The sequence below is a fragment of the Amycolatopsis sp. TRM77291 genome, from assembly GCF_054166285.1.
The window spans coordinates 1,646,598-1,662,161 of sequence record NZ_JBSZHF010000001.1; the positions used below are offsets into that span (position 1 = coordinate 1,646,598).

General features: G+C 69.0%; 11 protein-coding genes. 8 read left to right on the top strand and 3 right to left on the bottom strand.

What is annotated here, in order from left to right:
- Window positions 1-226: 226 nt before the first annotated feature.
- Window positions 227-1,375: an epoxide hydrolase family protein gene (locus tag ACXIZN_RS07885; RefSeq protein ID WP_457953293.1), complete on the top strand. Its 1,149-nt coding sequence runs from the start codon at window positions 227-229 to the stop codon at window positions 1,373-1,375.
- 70 nt (window positions 1,376-1,445) lie between these two features.
- Window positions 1,446-2,243, top strand: a complete 798-nt coding sequence (locus ACXIZN_RS07890; RefSeq protein ID WP_457953294.1) for an alpha/beta fold hydrolase — start codon at window positions 1,446-1,448, stop codon at window positions 2,241-2,243.
- Here the strand turns inward: ACXIZN_RS07890 and ACXIZN_RS07895 are convergent.
- Complete coding sequence (locus tag ACXIZN_RS07895) at window positions 2,236-4,941, bottom strand: BTAD domain-containing putative transcriptional regulator (RefSeq protein ID WP_457953295.1); 2,706 nt, start codon at window positions 4,939-4,941, stop codon at window positions 2,236-2,238. The two genes, ACXIZN_RS07890 and ACXIZN_RS07895, sit on opposite strands and share 8 nt — an antisense overlap.
- A 122-nt stretch (window positions 4,942-5,063) precedes the next feature.
- On the opposite strand from ACXIZN_RS07895, the gene ACXIZN_RS07900 reads away from it, so the two are divergent.
- Window positions 5,064-5,552 (top strand): hypothetical protein, encoded by a 489-nt coding sequence (locus ACXIZN_RS07900; protein WP_457953296.1) that lies wholly within the window; start codon window positions 5,064-5,066, stop codon window positions 5,550-5,552.
- Between the two features lie 57 nt (window positions 5,553-5,609).
- Here ACXIZN_RS07900 and ACXIZN_RS07905 read toward each other — a convergent pair whose 3' ends face one another.
- Window positions 5,610-6,422, bottom strand: a complete 813-nt coding sequence (locus ACXIZN_RS07905; RefSeq protein WP_457953297.1) for an SAM-dependent methyltransferase — start codon at window positions 6,420-6,422, stop codon at window positions 5,610-5,612.
- Between the two features lie 172 nt (window positions 6,423-6,594).
- Here ACXIZN_RS07905 and ACXIZN_RS07910 point away from each other — a divergent pair, with 172 nt between their 5' ends.
- The 5 genes from ACXIZN_RS07910 to ACXIZN_RS07930 all read left to right on the top strand — a co-directional run bounded on the left by ACXIZN_RS07910 (window position 6,595) and on the right by ACXIZN_RS07930 (window position 14,855).
- Entirely contained in the window at window positions 6,595-7,938 is a 1,344-nt protein-coding gene (locus tag ACXIZN_RS07910; RefSeq protein ID WP_457953298.1) for a cytochrome P450, read from the top strand.
- 75 nt (window positions 7,939-8,013) lie between these two features.
- Window positions 8,014-9,063: an alpha/beta hydrolase gene (locus ACXIZN_RS07915; protein WP_457953299.1), complete on the top strand. Its 1,050-nt coding sequence runs from the start codon at window positions 8,014-8,016 to the stop codon at window positions 9,061-9,063.
- 105 nt (window positions 9,064-9,168) lie between these two features.
- Entirely contained in the window at window positions 9,169-11,283 is a 2,115-nt protein-coding gene (locus ACXIZN_RS07920) for an EAL domain-containing protein (RefSeq protein WP_457953300.1), read from the top strand.
- A 240-nt stretch (window positions 11,284-11,523) separates the two neighbouring features.
- On the top strand, window positions 11,524-13,101 hold the full coding sequence (locus tag ACXIZN_RS07925) for a substrate-binding and VWA domain-containing protein (protein WP_457953301.1): 1,578 nt from the start codon (window positions 11,524-11,526) through the stop codon (window positions 13,099-13,101).
- 8 nt (window positions 13,102-13,109) lie between these two features.
- Window positions 13,110-14,855: a hypothetical protein gene (locus ACXIZN_RS07930; protein WP_457953302.1), complete on the top strand. Its 1,746-nt coding sequence runs from the start codon at window positions 13,110-13,112 to the stop codon at window positions 14,853-14,855.
- Here the strand turns inward: ACXIZN_RS07930 and ACXIZN_RS07935 are convergent.
- A complete protein-coding gene (locus tag ACXIZN_RS07935) occupies window positions 14,849-15,553 on the bottom strand; it encodes a class I SAM-dependent methyltransferase (RefSeq protein WP_457953303.1) in 705 nt (234 codons plus the stop codon). The two genes, ACXIZN_RS07930 and ACXIZN_RS07935, sit on opposite strands and share 7 nt — an antisense overlap.
- Between the last annotated feature and the right edge of the window lie 11 nt (window positions 15,554-15,564).

Genomic DNA, 15,564 nt, shown 5'->3' on the forward strand with positions numbered 1-15,564 from the left:
GTCGCGAAAGCCACTTTCGGGACATCAGACGTCGCGAAAGTGGCTTTCGCGACACGCTCGGCCATGAGCACGCCGTCATGAACGACGTTGGCCTCAACGCGAAGGGTCCCTTCGCTACCTTCAGGGTAGGCAAGGAGGCCTTCACAGACGACCGCGTCCGCGTTTAGTCGACTGACTCCGAGCATTTAGGTCAGGATCTGGCCTGAATGGCCCCTACGGTCGCCTCATGACCGACATCGAGCAGTTCCGCATCGACATCCCACAGTCCGATCTGGACGATCTCACCGACCGGCTGGCCCGCACCCGCTGGCCGTCGGCGCTGCCCGGTGCCGAGTGGAGCAGGGGCGTTCCCGTCGCGTACCTCAAGGAGCTGGCCGAGTACTGGCGAGACGGCTACGACTGGCGCGCATACGAGAAGCGGCTCAACGAGTTTCCGCAGTACACCACGATCATCGGCGGGCAGCGGATCCACTTCCTCCACGTCCGGTCGCCGGAACCCGACGCGATCCCGCTGATCATGACGCACAGCTGGCCGAATTCGATCGCCGAGTTCCTGAACGTCCTGGGGCCGCTCACCGACCCGCGCGCCCACGGCCTCGACCCGTCGCGCGCCTTCCATGTCGTCGCGCCGTCCTTGCCAGGTTTCGGCTTCTCGCCGTTCCCCGAGTCTGCTGACGAGCGCCCGTGGGACATCGCGCGGGTGGCGCGGACCTGGGCGGAGCTGATGAGCCGTCTCGGCTACGAACGCTATGGCGCGCACGGGAACGACGCCGGAGCGCTGGTGACACCCTGTCTCGCGGTGCACGCGCCCGAGCACGTCATCGGCTCGCACATCACGTCCGGGCTCGGCGTGCCGACCGGAGACCCGGCCGACTTCGAAGGGCTCACCGAACGGGATCAGGCGGATCTCGCGGGGCTGCTGGAGCGGTTCGCGGGCGGCAGCGGATACGCGCCGTACCTGACGAACCGGCCGCAGACGCTCAGTTTCGGCTTCCTCGATTCGCCGGTCGCGCAGCTGGCGTACCTGGTCGAACGGTTCAAGGAGTTCGACGGCTGGCCCGAAGGCGCGGCGCCCGCCGAGCCGATCGAGCGCGACCTCCTGCTCACCAACGCGACGTTGTACTGGCTGACCGGGACCGGCGGCACCTCGCTGTGGCCGTACTACGAGGGCGCGGCCGCGATGCCGATCGACCAGACCGCGGTGCCGACCGGCGTGTCCCACGGCGGGCCGTCCGCGCTGCGCACGATCGCCACCCGCAAGAACGACATCGTGCGCTGGGCGGATCACGAAAGCCCCAGCCATATGGTCGCGATGGCCGTTCCGGACGACGTGGTGGCCGAGCTCCGGGAATTCTTCGGAAATCTCCGGAAGTGATGTCGAGCGGTGGTCGCCGGCTCCGACCCAGGGACGAAGCTAAAGTGCGAAAGACCCCTTGGAGGACCTGATGACCACCTCGTTCGAGACCGTCACCTCGGCCGACGGCACCTCGATCGCCTTCGATCGCACCGGGCAGGGCGCGCCGGTGATCCTGATCGGCGGCGCGTTCAACGACCGGACGACCGTCGCCGGCCTGGCCGCGACGCTGGCCCCGCACCACACCGTGATCGCCTACGACCGGCGCGGACGCGGCGACAGCGGCGCGGGCGCGGTCTATTCGGTGGAGCGCGAGGTCGAGGATCTCGCGGCGCTGGTCGAGCACGTGGGCGGTTCGGCGGCGGTGTTCGGGCACTCCTCGGGCGCCGTGCTGGGCCTGGAGGCCGCCGCGAGAGGCGTCGCCATGACCAGCCTCGCCGTGTACGAGCCGCCGTATGTCGTCGACGACAGCCGTACGCGGCCCGCGGCAGACCTTTTCGACCGCGTCCGGGCGTTGATCGCCGACGGCGACCGCGACGGCGCGGCCGAGCTCTTCCTGGTCGAGGGGACGGCCACCCCGGCCGAGGTCGTGAAGGGGATGCGGGACGACGCGTTCTGGGCGTGGTTCACCGGCCTCGCCCACACGCTGCCCTATGACCTCGCGCTCTGTGGTCCCGGCAACGTGCTGCCCGCGGACAGGCTGGCCAAGATCCAGGTCCCCACGCTCGTCATCAACGGCGGCGAGAGCGACGCCTGGATGCGGGCGGGCACCCGCGCGGTCGCCGACACGGTCCCCGGCGCCCGCTATGCCACGGTCGAGGGGCAGGACCACGGCGTCCTCCACCAGCCGGACACCTTGCGCGACCTGCTCACCGGATTCCTCAGGTGACGACCTTCAGCGGTTCGGGGCACAGGCCCATCGCCGAGTAGTGGTCTCGTGCGGCGCGGGTCTGTCCCAACCCGGCGAGCGCGCGGGCTTCCTGCAGCCGGTAGCCGATCCGCCTCGCCGTTTCCAGCGCGAGCCGGTGCCGGTCGAGGCCCGCCGTCGTCTCGCCGAGGGCGAGGCAGGCGGTGCCAAGGCTGTTCGCCGCCATGGCCAGCAGCAGCGGATGGTTGAGCCGACCGAGGATCGCGCACGCGCGTTCGGCCTGGTCGCGCGCGTCGCCCGGCCGGTGGGCGAGCAGCAGGGCCTCCGCGAGGTCGATCCGGCTCCACGCCTCGCCGAACAGGTAGCCGAGATCCCGCGAGGTGGCGATCGCACGCTGGATGGTCTCGAAAGCTTCGTCGAAGTGGCCGAGCCGGGCGAGGACGAGACCGAGCTGGGCCGAACTCAGGATCATGCCGCGGTCGTTTTCGCGGAGCGCCACCGATCGACGAGCCGACTTGAGCGCGTCGTCGAGGTCGCCGAGGACCTCCTGCGTGTTGCTGAGGTTGGTCCACAGCGTCGCGGCGGCGTCGGTGCTGCCACCCGAGACAGCCAGGCCTTCCCGATAGAACCGGATCGCTTCGGCGTAACGGCCGAGCATGCTGTGCAGGGCGCCCGCCCGGGACAGCGCGATCGCTTCGGCCGCCCGATCGCCGGATCTCCGGACGACGTCGAGCCGCTCCATGGCGCAGTCCATCCCCTCGGTGAGCCGCCCGTTCTCCCAGAACGCCAGGGTGAGGCCCGCCAGGCTCAGCTGGATCGCGTGCGGATCCCCGATCCGGCGGGCGGCGGCGGCCCCGGTCCGCGCCACGGCGAGCAACTCGTCGAGATACCCGTTCTCCCGGAGGTTTTCGGTGGTGTCCTCGGCGATACGCCAGGCGTACTCGTCGAGACCGGCGTCGAACGCGTGGCGCGTCACCGCGACCAGGTTCGCCCGTTCCCCGCGGTACCAGCCGGGGCCGCCGCCGTCGCGGTAGTGATCGAGCAGCCTGGTCATCGCCGGACCCGATTCCTCGTCGCGCGCGACGCTGCGGGCGTGCTCGGCGATCAGATCGTGGAACGCGTAACGGCCCAGCGCGGGCTGCCTGAGCAGATGAGCGTCGAGCAGGTCCTCCAGCAGCCGTTCGGCCTCGGGTTCACCGACACCGGCCAGCGCGGCCGCCGCGGGTACCCCGATGTCGGTGCCGGGATTCCGCCCCAGCAAACGGAACATGCGCTGTTGTGCGGAGTCCAGCTCCCGATAGGACAGTGCGAAGGCCGCGGCCACGTCGCGTCCGGCGACCTTCAGCTCGGCCAGCCTGTCGTGTTCGGAACCCAGCCGTTCGGCCAGGGTCGACACGGTCCACTGTGGACGATTCTGGAGCCGCGCCGCGGCGATCCGGATCGCCAGCGGCAAATTCCCGCACAACGCGGCCACGCCCGCATCGGGTCGTCCGGACGCGGCCGCGAACAGGGCGCCCGCCTGTTCGTCGGGCAGGACTTCGAGACTGATCGACGCGGCACCGTCCACGGCGGCGAGGCGGCGCCTGCCGGTGACCACGAGCGCGATCGTGGCGGAACCCGGCAGCAACGGTCTCAGCTGTTCGGCGCTCGCGGCGTTGTCGAGCACCACGAGCAGTGACCGCCCCGCCGTTCTGGCGCGCCAGAGCTCGGCCCGGCGGTCCGCGCCGCTGGGGAGCCTGCTCGCCGGCACGTCCAGCTGGCCGAGCAGGGCTTCGAGTGCGGCCTCGGGTGAAAGCGGTTCCCGGGCGGGGGAATGCCCGTGCAGATCCACGAACAGCTGCCCGTCGGGAAAATCGGCGGCGAGCCGGTGCGCGACATGGACGGCGAGCGCGGTCTTGCCGACCCCGGCCATCCCGTCGACGGTCACCGGGCGGCCGAGCCGGACAGCGTCGAGCAGGCGGCCGATCTCGGCTTCCCTGCCGGTGAAATCCGGGACGTCGTAGGGGAGGAAGCACCGGGTCTTGCCGTATTCCGGCTCGTCGCGGAGGATCCGTTCGTAGAGCTCGCGGAGCTTCGGCCCGGGTTCGATCCCGAGTTCCTCCACCAGCCGCGTCCGTGCCTGCCGGTAGACGTTCAGCGCGTCGGCCTGCCTGCCCTGCTGATGCAGTGCGCGCATGAGCAACCCGGCGAACGGTTCCCGGAGCGGATGTTCGGCGACCAGCGCCGTCAGCTCCGCGACGGTGTCCTCCCCGGCGGAGATCTCCTCGTCGAGGCAACGCTCCACAACGGACAGACGACGCTCGTCGAGCTCTTCGGCCTCACCGCGTAGTGCCATACTGTCCACACCGGACAGAGCCGGGCCGCGCCAGCACGCGAGTGCTTCGCGGAACTCGCCTCGCGAGACGTGATCCTCGAACGTGCGCAGATCGAAGACGCGCGGGCGCAGGACGAAGCCCGGCCCCTCGGCGGTCAGGACGTCATCGGCGGCGCCCTCGGCGACGAGTGCGCGTTTCAGCGCGGTGGTGAGGTTGCGGATCTGCCGGGTGGCGGTGGCGGGCGGGTCCTCGTCCCAGACGACGTCCACCAGCCGCGAGACCGAGACGACGCGATCGGCGCCGAGCAGCAGCGCGGCCAGGATCCGCTCCTGCCGTGAGCCCGCCAGCTTCAGCGCCCGCGAGCCGCTGCGGCACTGCACCGGACCCAGAATCCGAAACTCCATCGCACCCCCTACCGCGAGGTTAACCGGCGGTCCGCCCGCGCCGGTGCGGAAGTGATGCAGCTGTGATGCGCCGTCCGGAGAACCTGCGAGGACGGAATACAGGACGTGATGAGGAGAATCCCATGCGCAAGCGGTATTACGCGGCGTTGGCCGGGGCGGTCGTGGCGGCGGCGGGAATCGCCGTACCCGCCGCCGCGGCGGCCAGTGACCAGCGGGCGGAGACGGAGCGGCAGGCCTGCCAGCGCGCGTTCGACCGCGCGGTCTGGGAGGACATGGACAGCTTCAACAAACGTGACGCGGCCCGCTACCGGGCGATCATCCACCAGAACATGGTGACCATCGGCCGCAAGGGCCAGACGATCATCGGCTACGACGCCAACGTGGATCCGGTGATCGACGTGCAGTTCAAGCTGCCGTACGAGTGGAGCATGCCGTGGACGGTGACGCACACCGTCGTCGAGGACTGCAAGATGGGCTTCGCGATCCTCGACGCGTACTACAAGGCTCCGTCGCAGAACATCGACCGGCACTACACGATCAGCCTGACGCTGGTGCGTGAGCACGGCAAGTGGCAGGTCATCAAGGACACCGTGACCGACGTACTGCCCTGAGGGGGTCGTGAGTGGTAAGGACGGTTCTGATCGTCCTTACCACTCACGAGGGCTGCCTCAAGGTTTGCGGCCCACCCCGGCGTACGGCAGCGCGTTGATCTCGGGATCTTCGGACATGTCGCCGGCGCCTTGGGGGTTCCACATCGCGCAGCCGACGACGCCGGGTTCGATGACGTCGAATCCGTCGAAGAACGACAGCACCTCGTCGTGGGTGCGGGGGATGGGGTCGTTCTGGGTGCTCTTGTATGCCTCGATGGCCTCGTCGAGGCCGCTCGAGTCCGCGTCGGCGGCGACATGCGAGATGGCGAGGAAACTCCCGGGCGCGATCCGGTCCCGGTAGCGGGCCAGTATCGCGTGCGGCTCCCACGAGTCCGGCACGAAATGCAGCAGCAGCAACATGAACAGGCCGACCGGCTGGTCGAGGTCCAGCAGTTCCTTCGTTTCGGGCGCGTCGAGGATGCCGTCGACGTCGCGGAGATCGGCCTGGATCGCCGCACATCGGTCGTTGCCGCGCAGCAGCAGTTTGGCGTGGGCGACGGCGACGGACTCGCGGTCGACGTAGACCACCCGGCAGGAAGGGTCGATCCGCTGGACGATCTCGTGGAGGTTGCCGACGGTCGGGATGCCGGAGCCGATGTCGAGGAACTGCCGCACGCCCGCGTCCACCATGTGCAGCGCGGCGCGCCGGAGGAACGCGCGGTTGAGCCGGGCCGCGTCGCGGATTCCCGGCATGATCTTCAGGATCTGGTCACCGAGGACGCGGTCGGCCTGGAAGTTGTGGTCGCCGTTGAGCCAGTAGTCGTAGACCCGGGCGGGATTCGGCACGGTCGTGTCGACCTCGGGGGGTACCCAGCTCAGGTTCGAAGTCACCGTGGTCGCCGCCGTTCGGTCGAGGATCCGTTGGGGCACAGGAGTCTAGCGGCCCCACCGGAGCGGGCCGCCATCGTCCGATCGTGTGGATGCCCGGCGATGGACCCCGCTCCGCGGCCTCATGGCCCTAAGGTGGCCGGGTTCAGCGCCCAGGCACCGGGAGGCGAGCACGATGGCACCACCTCGGGACGTCGCCGTCGCTCCAGGCCGGTGGCCGGTGCTGGGACATACCGTGCCGATGCTGCGTGATCCGGTGAAACTGTTGTCCTCACTGCGATCGCGCGGCGACGTCGTACGGCTCGACTTCGGCCCGATGCCGGTCTATCTGATCACCACACCGGAACTGGCGTGGCGGCTGCTCGCCGTCGACGCGGCGAAGTTCGACAAAGGCATCGTGTTCGACAAGATGCGGCCGTTGTTCGGCGACGGGCTCGCGACCTCCAACGGAGCCTTCAACCAGCGGCAACGACGGATGATGCTGCCCGCCTTCCAGCGAAGCCGGATCGCGCTCTACGCCGAAACGACGATGACGAAGGTCGCTGTAGAGCTTGCGGACACGTGGAAACCCGGCGAGGTGGTCGAATTCGACCGGCGCATGCAGGATCTCGCGCTGACCGTGTCCGGGCGCACGTTGTTCTCCACCGAACTCGGCGACGACGCGCTCACCGAGATCCGGCGGTCGATCCCGATCATGCTGAAATACGTCATGGTCAGGGCGTTCTCGCCGAAGTTCGTGGAACGCCTGCCGATCCCGGCCAACCGCGAGTTCGACGCGGCGGCCGCGCGGCTGCGGCGGGTCATCGGCGACGCCGTCGTCCGCGCGCGCGAGAAGGGCGGCGACCAGGGCGATCTGCTGTCGATGTTGCTGCTGGCCGAAGACGACGAGACCGGCGAGAAGATGACCGACCGCCAGGTGGAGGACGAGGTCATCACGATCCTCACCACCGGCGCCGAGACGACGGCCGTCGCGCTCGCGTGGTTCTTCCACGAAATCGGGGCGCGGCCGGAGATCGAACGCCGCTTCCACGCCGAGGTCGACGAGGTGCTGGCGGGCGGGCCCGCGCGGTTCGAACACCTGCCGCGCCTGATCTACACGCACCGGATCATCAACGAGGTCGTCCGCCGCACCCCGCCGGTGATCCTGATGCGGCGGGCACGGGAGGACGTCGAACTCGGCGGAGTGCGCATCCCCGCCGGGACCGAGGTCGCGGTCAGCCAGCACACGCTGCACCGTGATCCGCGCTGGTTCCCCGATCCCGACAGGTTCGATCCGGATCGCTGGGAGCCGGAGCGCGCGGCGGAGGTGCCGAAGGGAGCGTTCATTCCGTTCGGTGCCGGCGCCCGGCTGTGCCCCGGCCATCGGTTCGCTCCCACGGAGATCGCGTTGGTGGCGGCGACGATCGGCGCCCGGTGGCGGCTGGAACCGGTACCGGGGGTGAAGGTCTTTCCCAGGATCAAAGCGACGATGCAGCCGAACCGGTTGCCGATGATCGTGCGGCCGAGAACCCCGGGCTGACCGTGAGTGTCCGATCACCCCGTGTAGGGTTCATGCTCCTTCCGAGCGTCCCGATTCCGGAGAGGTTCTGTGAGAATGCCGCTCAAACTGGCCACGGCGGTGGCCGCCTGCTGCGTGCTCCTCGGCGGTTTCCTGGTCGCGGCACCGGCCGAAGCCGTCGACGTCCGCTGTTCCGATCTGGATCTGCCGGTCACCGGCCCGCTCGGCGAACCCGCCACGGTCCACGGCCGGCTCTGCCTGCCCGGCGGTCCGGCGCCCGGCGCGGTGCAGTTGCTGGTGCACGGCGGTACCTACAACAGCGCCTACTGGGACCTGCCCTACGACCCGGACCGCTATTCGTATCAGCGGGACATGGCCAAGCACGGTCACGCCACCTTCGCCGCGGACCAGCTCGGCACGGGCGGGAGCAGCAAACCACCCAGCCTTCCGCTCCTGCTGCCGGTGCTGGCACGCTCGATGCACGAGGTGGTCGGCCATCTGCGCGCGGGCCGGGTCGGCGGCACGCCGTTCGAGAAGGTGGTGATCGTCGGGCATTCGGTCGGTTCCGGCATCGTCGCGGCCGAGGCCTCGACGTATCAGGACGTGGACGGCGTGATCCTCACCGGAATGACGCATCTGCCATCGGTCCCCGCCTTGGCCCTCGGGGTGCTTTTCGGCCTGCAACCCGCGTTCACGGACGGCAAGCTCGGTTCGCTCGGTAGCGATCCGCTGTATTTCACGACGAAACCGGGAGCACGTGCCGGGCTGTTCTACGCGACGGAAAATACCGACCCCCGGGTCATCGAAGCCGACGAGGCCACCAAGGATCAGGTTTCGGTACCGGGAATGGGAACGGTCGCCGTGTTCGGGATCGTGCTGCCCGCGACGAAAGCGATCCGCGTACCGGTTCTCCAGGCGGTCGGATCGAAGGACGTCCTGTTCTGCGGCCTTTTCGCGCTTCGGGACTGTTCGAGCGGCGAGACCCTGCGTCCGGCGGAAGCGCCGTTCTTCCGGCCCGAGGCCCGGCTTTCCACGTATGTTCTGTCCGGTGCCGGACATTCGCTGGCCTTGCATCGCAACGCGTCCGAATATCGGGACGCCACCCGGGTTTGGCTGAGGGACAAGGTGGGAGTTGCAGTACCGTAGGGTGACCACCCGATTGGATGATCGGTGAACCGTGAGTACGGTTAGAGAATCGTGGAAGATGTTTCTCCACCACGGAATACGAAAGCGACCCCAGGACCGGCGGACGTGACTGCCCCACTTCCGGACGGCGATGAGTTCCCCGTATCGCCGGACGCCCCGAAGAGAACTTCATCCTCCGCATCCCCGAGGCGGAAGAACACCGCGCCGAGCCGCGCCACGCTGGCCCGCAAGTGGGCCTACCTGGTCACCGGTACGGCGTATCTTCCGTATACCCACGCCCAGATCGAAGAGCATTTCGCCGCTCTCCTGGACGAGGTCTTCGCGGCGGTGCTGAGTGAAGACGCCGAGCCCGCGCAGGCCACCGAAGCCGGCGCGCGGCTCGTCGCGCTCAGATGCGTCGGCCCGGACAGCCTCCGCCGCACGATGGAGGTGCTCGGCAAGGGGCTCTTGCACGAGCCGGAGCTGCAGAGCGTGAAATCGCTCCCCGAACGGGTACTGCAGGTGCTCGGCGCGCTCGCGGCGGGCTACGGCGAGGCGTTGCGCGAGAGCATCCAGACCCAGCAAGAGGATCTGAGCCGCACCATGGTCACGCTCGAACGCGAGACCCGGCGTGAGCTGGTGCTGACCCAGGCGCGCTTCGAGCAGCTCTTCACCGGTTCGGCCACCGGCGTGGCCGTCACCAGGGTCGACGGCCGCGTCCAGCGGGTGAACCCCGCGTTCGCCGAAATGGTGAACCGGCCCGTCGCCGACCTGACCGGGGTCAACCTCTACGACCTCGTGCACCCGGACGACGCCGGCGGCCTGCGCGAGGGCTACCGGAAGCTGCTCGACGGCGAGAGCCAGCGGCTCGAGCTGTCGCGAAGACTCGTGGCCGAGGACGAGGAACCGACGTGGGCCGGTTTCACCGGCGCCGTCATCCGCGACCCGGCGGGCGAAGCCCAGCAGTTGATCACCCTGGTCGCCGGCGACACGGACGTCTCCCTGTTGCAGCGGCAGCTGAGCCGTCAGGCCCTGCACGACCCGCTGACCGGCCTGCCGAACCGGCAGTGCTTCGGCACCCGCCTGGAACGGGCGCTCCGGCACGCCGACCCGTCCTTCGGCGTCACGGTCTACCACCTCGACCTGGACGGTTTCTCCCTGATCGCGGGCGGGCTCGGCCAGAAACAGAGCGACGACCTGTTGAAGAACGTCGCCGCGAAACTGCGGGCCGTCGTCGGCGGCGAGGACGCGCTCGTCGCCAGGATCGGCGGTGACGAATTCGGCATCCTCATCCAGAACACCGCGGCCAGCCCGGACGTCGCCACCGTCATCGGCATGATCAACCACGAGCTCGCCGAACCGGTCTACCTCGACAGCGGGAGCGGGGTGGCGGTTTCCGCCTGTATCGGGGTCGTGCACCGGCCACCGAGGGACATCGCGCCGAACGAGCTGCTGCGCGTCTCCGGGATGACGCTGCGCCGGGCGCAGGCCAACGGCTACCGCCAGTGGGCGTTGTCCGACTCCGTCCTCGACACGAGGGAACGGCACGAGTTCGGCCTGGCCGTCTCCATGGCGGGCGCCTGGGAGACCGGTCAGCTCGAGGTCGGCTTCCGGCCGCTGACGTGGCTGGCCGGCAGCAGGCCGGCGGGGATCGAGGCCAGGCTCGCGTGGAACCACCCGCGCCACGGCCGGATCGGTCACGACACCTGCGTCCGCTTCGCCGACGAGACCGGTCTCATCGTGCCGCTGGGCGAATGGCTCATCCGCACCGCATGCGAGGAGTCGGACGACCGGCTCCCGATGGTCGTGGGACTGACCCCGCACCAGGCCGCGGACCCCGATCTCGTCGGGTCGGTGCGGACCATCCTGACCACGACCGGGCTCGGGCCGTCACGGCTGCGGCTGGGCTTCCCGGCCGGTGCCGTGCTCGCCGAACTCGGCGAAACGGTGGACAACCTGCATCTCCTCGCCGAGATCGGCGTGGACGCTGAACTGCAGGACTTCGGCGCGGCCGGTGACGTCGTCTGCCTCGTCGACGTGCCCGTGCGGACGGTCCGGATCGCGCCCCGGCTGGCGGAGCGGCGGACGGAACCACTGGCGGAACGTTCGCTGCGGAACCTCATCGACACCGCGAAGATGGCGGGCGCGACGGTGATCGCGGACGGGATCGACTCGACCGGTGACGCCGGATGGTGGCAGAACGCCGGTGCCCACATCGGTGCCGGACGTTATTTCGGTTAGGCCTTTCGGCCGAACACGCGTGATCAGAGCCGTAACTCGCGTGATCAGAGCCGTAACTCGCGTGATCAGAGGCGTAACTCACGAGTTACGCCTCTGATCACGCGAGTTACGCCTTCAATCACGCGAGTCGCGAGTTCGGTTAGGCCGTTTGCCGCAGCGGAACGCGCTAAGTTACCCGAGGGTTGACGTTCGCGGGCGGATTGGGCAACATCCCAGGTCCTCACCCCGCACCTCGGAGGCATGCACATGCAGGTAGGCCCGAGGCGTGGCGGGCGTTTCAACGCGCCCGTCGTCGTCTTGAGCCTGTTGCTGGTGATCGCGCTCGGCGCCTGGTGGGGCGTGGACTATCTGCGGGCACGGCTGGCGGGCAACGGTTGTGACGCGTTGACGCCGGTCGAGATCACCGCGGCACCCGACGTGACACCGGTGCTCACGCGGCTCGCGAAGACCGTGCCGCAGGAAGAATGCTTCAGCGTCAACGTGACCGCGAAGGAGTCGGCCGAGGTCGCCGATCTGCTCGGGACCACCGCTTCCGGCGGGCCCGACGTCTGGGTTCCCGAGTCGAGCACGATGTTGTCGCAGGCGAGGGACGCCGGCGCGTGGAACCTGCCGGAATCCGGTCAGTCGGTGGCGAATTCCCCGGTGGTACTGGGACTTTCCGACGAAACCGCGCGGCGGTTCGGCTGGCCGGGGAAAGCGCCCTCCTGGCAGGAGATCCTCGACGGCTCCCCGGTCGGGATCCCGGATCCGGCGCGCGATCCGCTCGGCGTCGGCACCCTGCTCGCCCTGCGGAAGCTGACCGAGAAGGAGCCCGACCCGGCCGCGGCCTTCACCGCCGCCATGCGAAAACTGAACCCCGCGTCGGGGCAGGCCCCGACGACCGAACAGTCGGCACTCGCACGGAATCTGGTGGCCGCGTATCCCGGCGTCCCGGTGCAGGGGTTCGACTATCCGTATGTCGTGCTGCCCAAGGCCTCCGAAGCGTCGAGGACCGCGGCGGAACGTTTCCTGCGGCTGCTGCTCGATCCGCTCGCCGGCAGCATCTTCGCCGACGAGGGATTCCGGGCGCCCACCGGTCAATTCGCCGTGCCGCGGGCGCGGGACAGCCGGACCGACCCGGCGCCACATCCGCCGGGGCCTCCGCCGGTCACGGACCTGTACGCCGCGCTGCAGGCCTGGGCGGGGACGAACCTGAGCGCCCGGGTCCAGGTGCTGCTCGACGTCTCCGGATCGATGTCCGCCGCCGTGCCGGGGACGGGGAAGAGCCGGATGGAGCTCACCCTGCAGGCCGCGACGCAAGGCCTCGGGCTGTTCAAACCCTCCACCGAACTGGGCCTGTGGCTGTTCTCGACCAAATTGGACGGTGACAAGGACCATCGGATCCTGTTGCCGATGAAGACGATCGCCGAGCAGAAGTCGTCGGGCGGGGTCGAGCGGCTTCAGGCCGTGCGGCCGAAGGCCGGCGGCGCGACCGGGCTCTACGATTCGATCCTCGCCGCGTATCAGAACGCCAGGCAGAACTGGAAACCCGGCCGGATCAACCTGGTCGTCGTCCTCACCGACGGGCGCAACGAGGACAACGAGACGATCGGGCTGCCGCGATTGCTGGAGGAACTGGGTGAACTCCAGGACCCGAGGAAACCGCTGCCCGTCATCGGGATCGGCATCGGGCCGGATATCGACGCGTCCGAACTGCGGCAGGTTTCCACCGCCACCGGCGGGGATTCGTTCACCACCCCCGATCCGAGGACGATCTCGGACGTCTTCTACCAGGCGCTGAGCAAGATCATGTGCCAGCCGCCGACCTGCAAGAATTGAGGCGATCCGTGCTCCTCCGGGGGAAAAGACCTTCGCCGGTCACGCTCGCCGCGTTGGCCGCCGGCGCGATCCCGTTCGTCCTGCACGTGTGGGCCGCGCTGCGCGGCAGCCTCGCGCAGGACGATTTCGTCATCACGTATCACGCCGCGAAGTCGGGCCCGTTCGACTTCGGCTACTTCTTCCAGGACTACCACGGCCATCTCGCGCCGGGCGGGTTCCTGCTCGCCGACGTGCTGACCGCGTGGGCGCCGCTGAACTTCGCCGTGCTGATGGCGCCTGTCCTGGTGATGCAGGCGGCGTCCTCCGTGCTGCTGTGGGCGGTACTCGTACGCTGTTTCGGGCGCCGGTGGGGGATTCTCGTCCCGTTCACCATGTTCACGACGTCGACCCTGCTGCTCGTCCCGACGTTGTGGTGGGCGTACGCCATCCAGATCGCGCCCGTGCTGCTGGCCGCCACCGCCGCCCTCCACGCGCATGTGCGGTATCTCGCCGACGGCGGGCGCTGGGCGTTCGCCACCGTGGCCTGGACGGTGTTCGGGCTGGCCTTCTACGAGAAGGCCGTGTTCATCCCGGTGCTGATCGCCGGGATCACCGTGCTGCTCGGGATTTCCTTGCGGCGGCACCTCGTGCTCATGGGTGTCCTCGCCGCCGTCCTCGCGAGCTACGCCGTCGTTTTCCTGGCTTTGACCACGAGCCAGGTCGGGCAGGGCGGCGGCGCGGTCACCGTCGGCACGGTCGCGGACATGACGGGACGGATGCTCGGCGACACCTTGATCCCCGGGCTCGTGGGCGGGCCTTGGTCGGGCCCGGGTCCCGGTGCGACGTTCGCCGCTTCCCCCGTGGCGGTGCGGATTCCGCTGCTGCTTCTGGCAGTCGCGGTGCTGGTCGCCGGGATCCGCGTGGGTGGGCTCCGGGCCAGGAAGGCGTGGCTGTTGCTGGGTCTGGTGTTCGTGGCGGACATCGGGCTTTCGGCGGCCACCCGGCTCACCGAGGTCGGCCCGGAACTGGGCAGCGATCCCCGCTACGGCGCCGACCTGGCGCTCGTCGCCGCGCTGTGTCTCGCTTTCGCCTTTCTCGAGCCCAAACCTCTCGACCGGCCTTCGGATACCGTGGCGTCCACGGCGAAACGGCCGATCGCCCTGGCGTTGTGCCTTGCCTTGCTCGCGAGTTCCGCCGGGGGATTCTCCCGGCTGGCGCCCGGGCTGCGATTCGACCACTCCCGGGAGTTCCTCGCCAATGCGCGTGCCTCGATCGAACGGGATCCCGATCTCGTGCTGTTCGACACGGCGGTGCCGAACGACGTCCTGCACGGGTGGTTCGGGGAAAACGCCCGCACGTCCAGGGTGGTCGGCCTGATCCCGGGTTTCCAGTTCGACCAGCCGACGAGCCGGATGTCCCTTTTGGACGATTCGGGCACCGCGCGGACGATCACCGGAGTGGAGCCGGTTTCCCGCGGCGTGCCCGGCCCGGTGGCGGGCTGCGGGTACACCGTCGGTGAACAACTGGTCCGCGTTCCGTTGGACACGCCCGTTCTCGGCCGTTACCTGCTGCGGATCGACTACTTCACCTCGGACGGCGGCGAAGGGTTCGTGGACCGCGACGGCACCCGCGTGCCCGTGTGGTTCCAGCCCGGCCTGCACACGATGTACCTGCCGATCGAGGGACTTTTCGACAAGATCGGCTTTCAGCTGTCCGCGAAGGGGGCTCCCGTCTGTCTCGCGAAGGTCGACGTCGGCAAGCCGCTCACTCAGTAGGGGTCGTACGGACTGTCGTGCCCGAAGACCCTCGCGACGGGCGCCAGCCGGAGCCGCAGCAGGATCTTGATCCCGACGTTGCGCAGGAACCACGGCAGCTGGGTGAGGACGCGCACTCTGTCCTTGAACGACGGTGGGGAGAGCCGGAATCGCGCCAGCGACGTCGCGCGGTCGAGATAGGTGTAGCGCCGTCCGAAGAGGACTTTCGCGATCGTGCCGAGGGTGACACCGATCGACGAAAAGCAGTCGTGGACCAGGATTTCCCGGCCGTCGGCCAGGTTGGCCGACCAGCGCAGGTCGTCGGTGTAGGTCCAGTAGTCGTGTTTGCCGTCGATGTAGAGCAGCTCGATCGGACGATCCCAGCTCGGGCGGAGCTTCGTGCTGTACTCCGCCACGAGCTCCACGACGTCCTCGACGCCGGCCTTCCGCAAGTTCGCCTCGAACCGTTGGCGTGTCGGCGATCCACCGAACAGACGGCCGTCGACGAACGGGTCGACGGCGACCACCCGCGCGCCGACCGTGCGGGCGGCACTGGCGAGCACGATCGTCGAACGGCCCTGGTGGCTGCCGATTTCGACGATGAGGTCGCCCTTGTCCAACCGGCGGGCCGCGTTCCACAGGGACAGGCCCTGCTCCCGCGTCATCCAGCCCTTGACGGGTTCGGCGAGCGACCACGCATCTTCGAAACCGTCTGTCATAGGGCGCATAG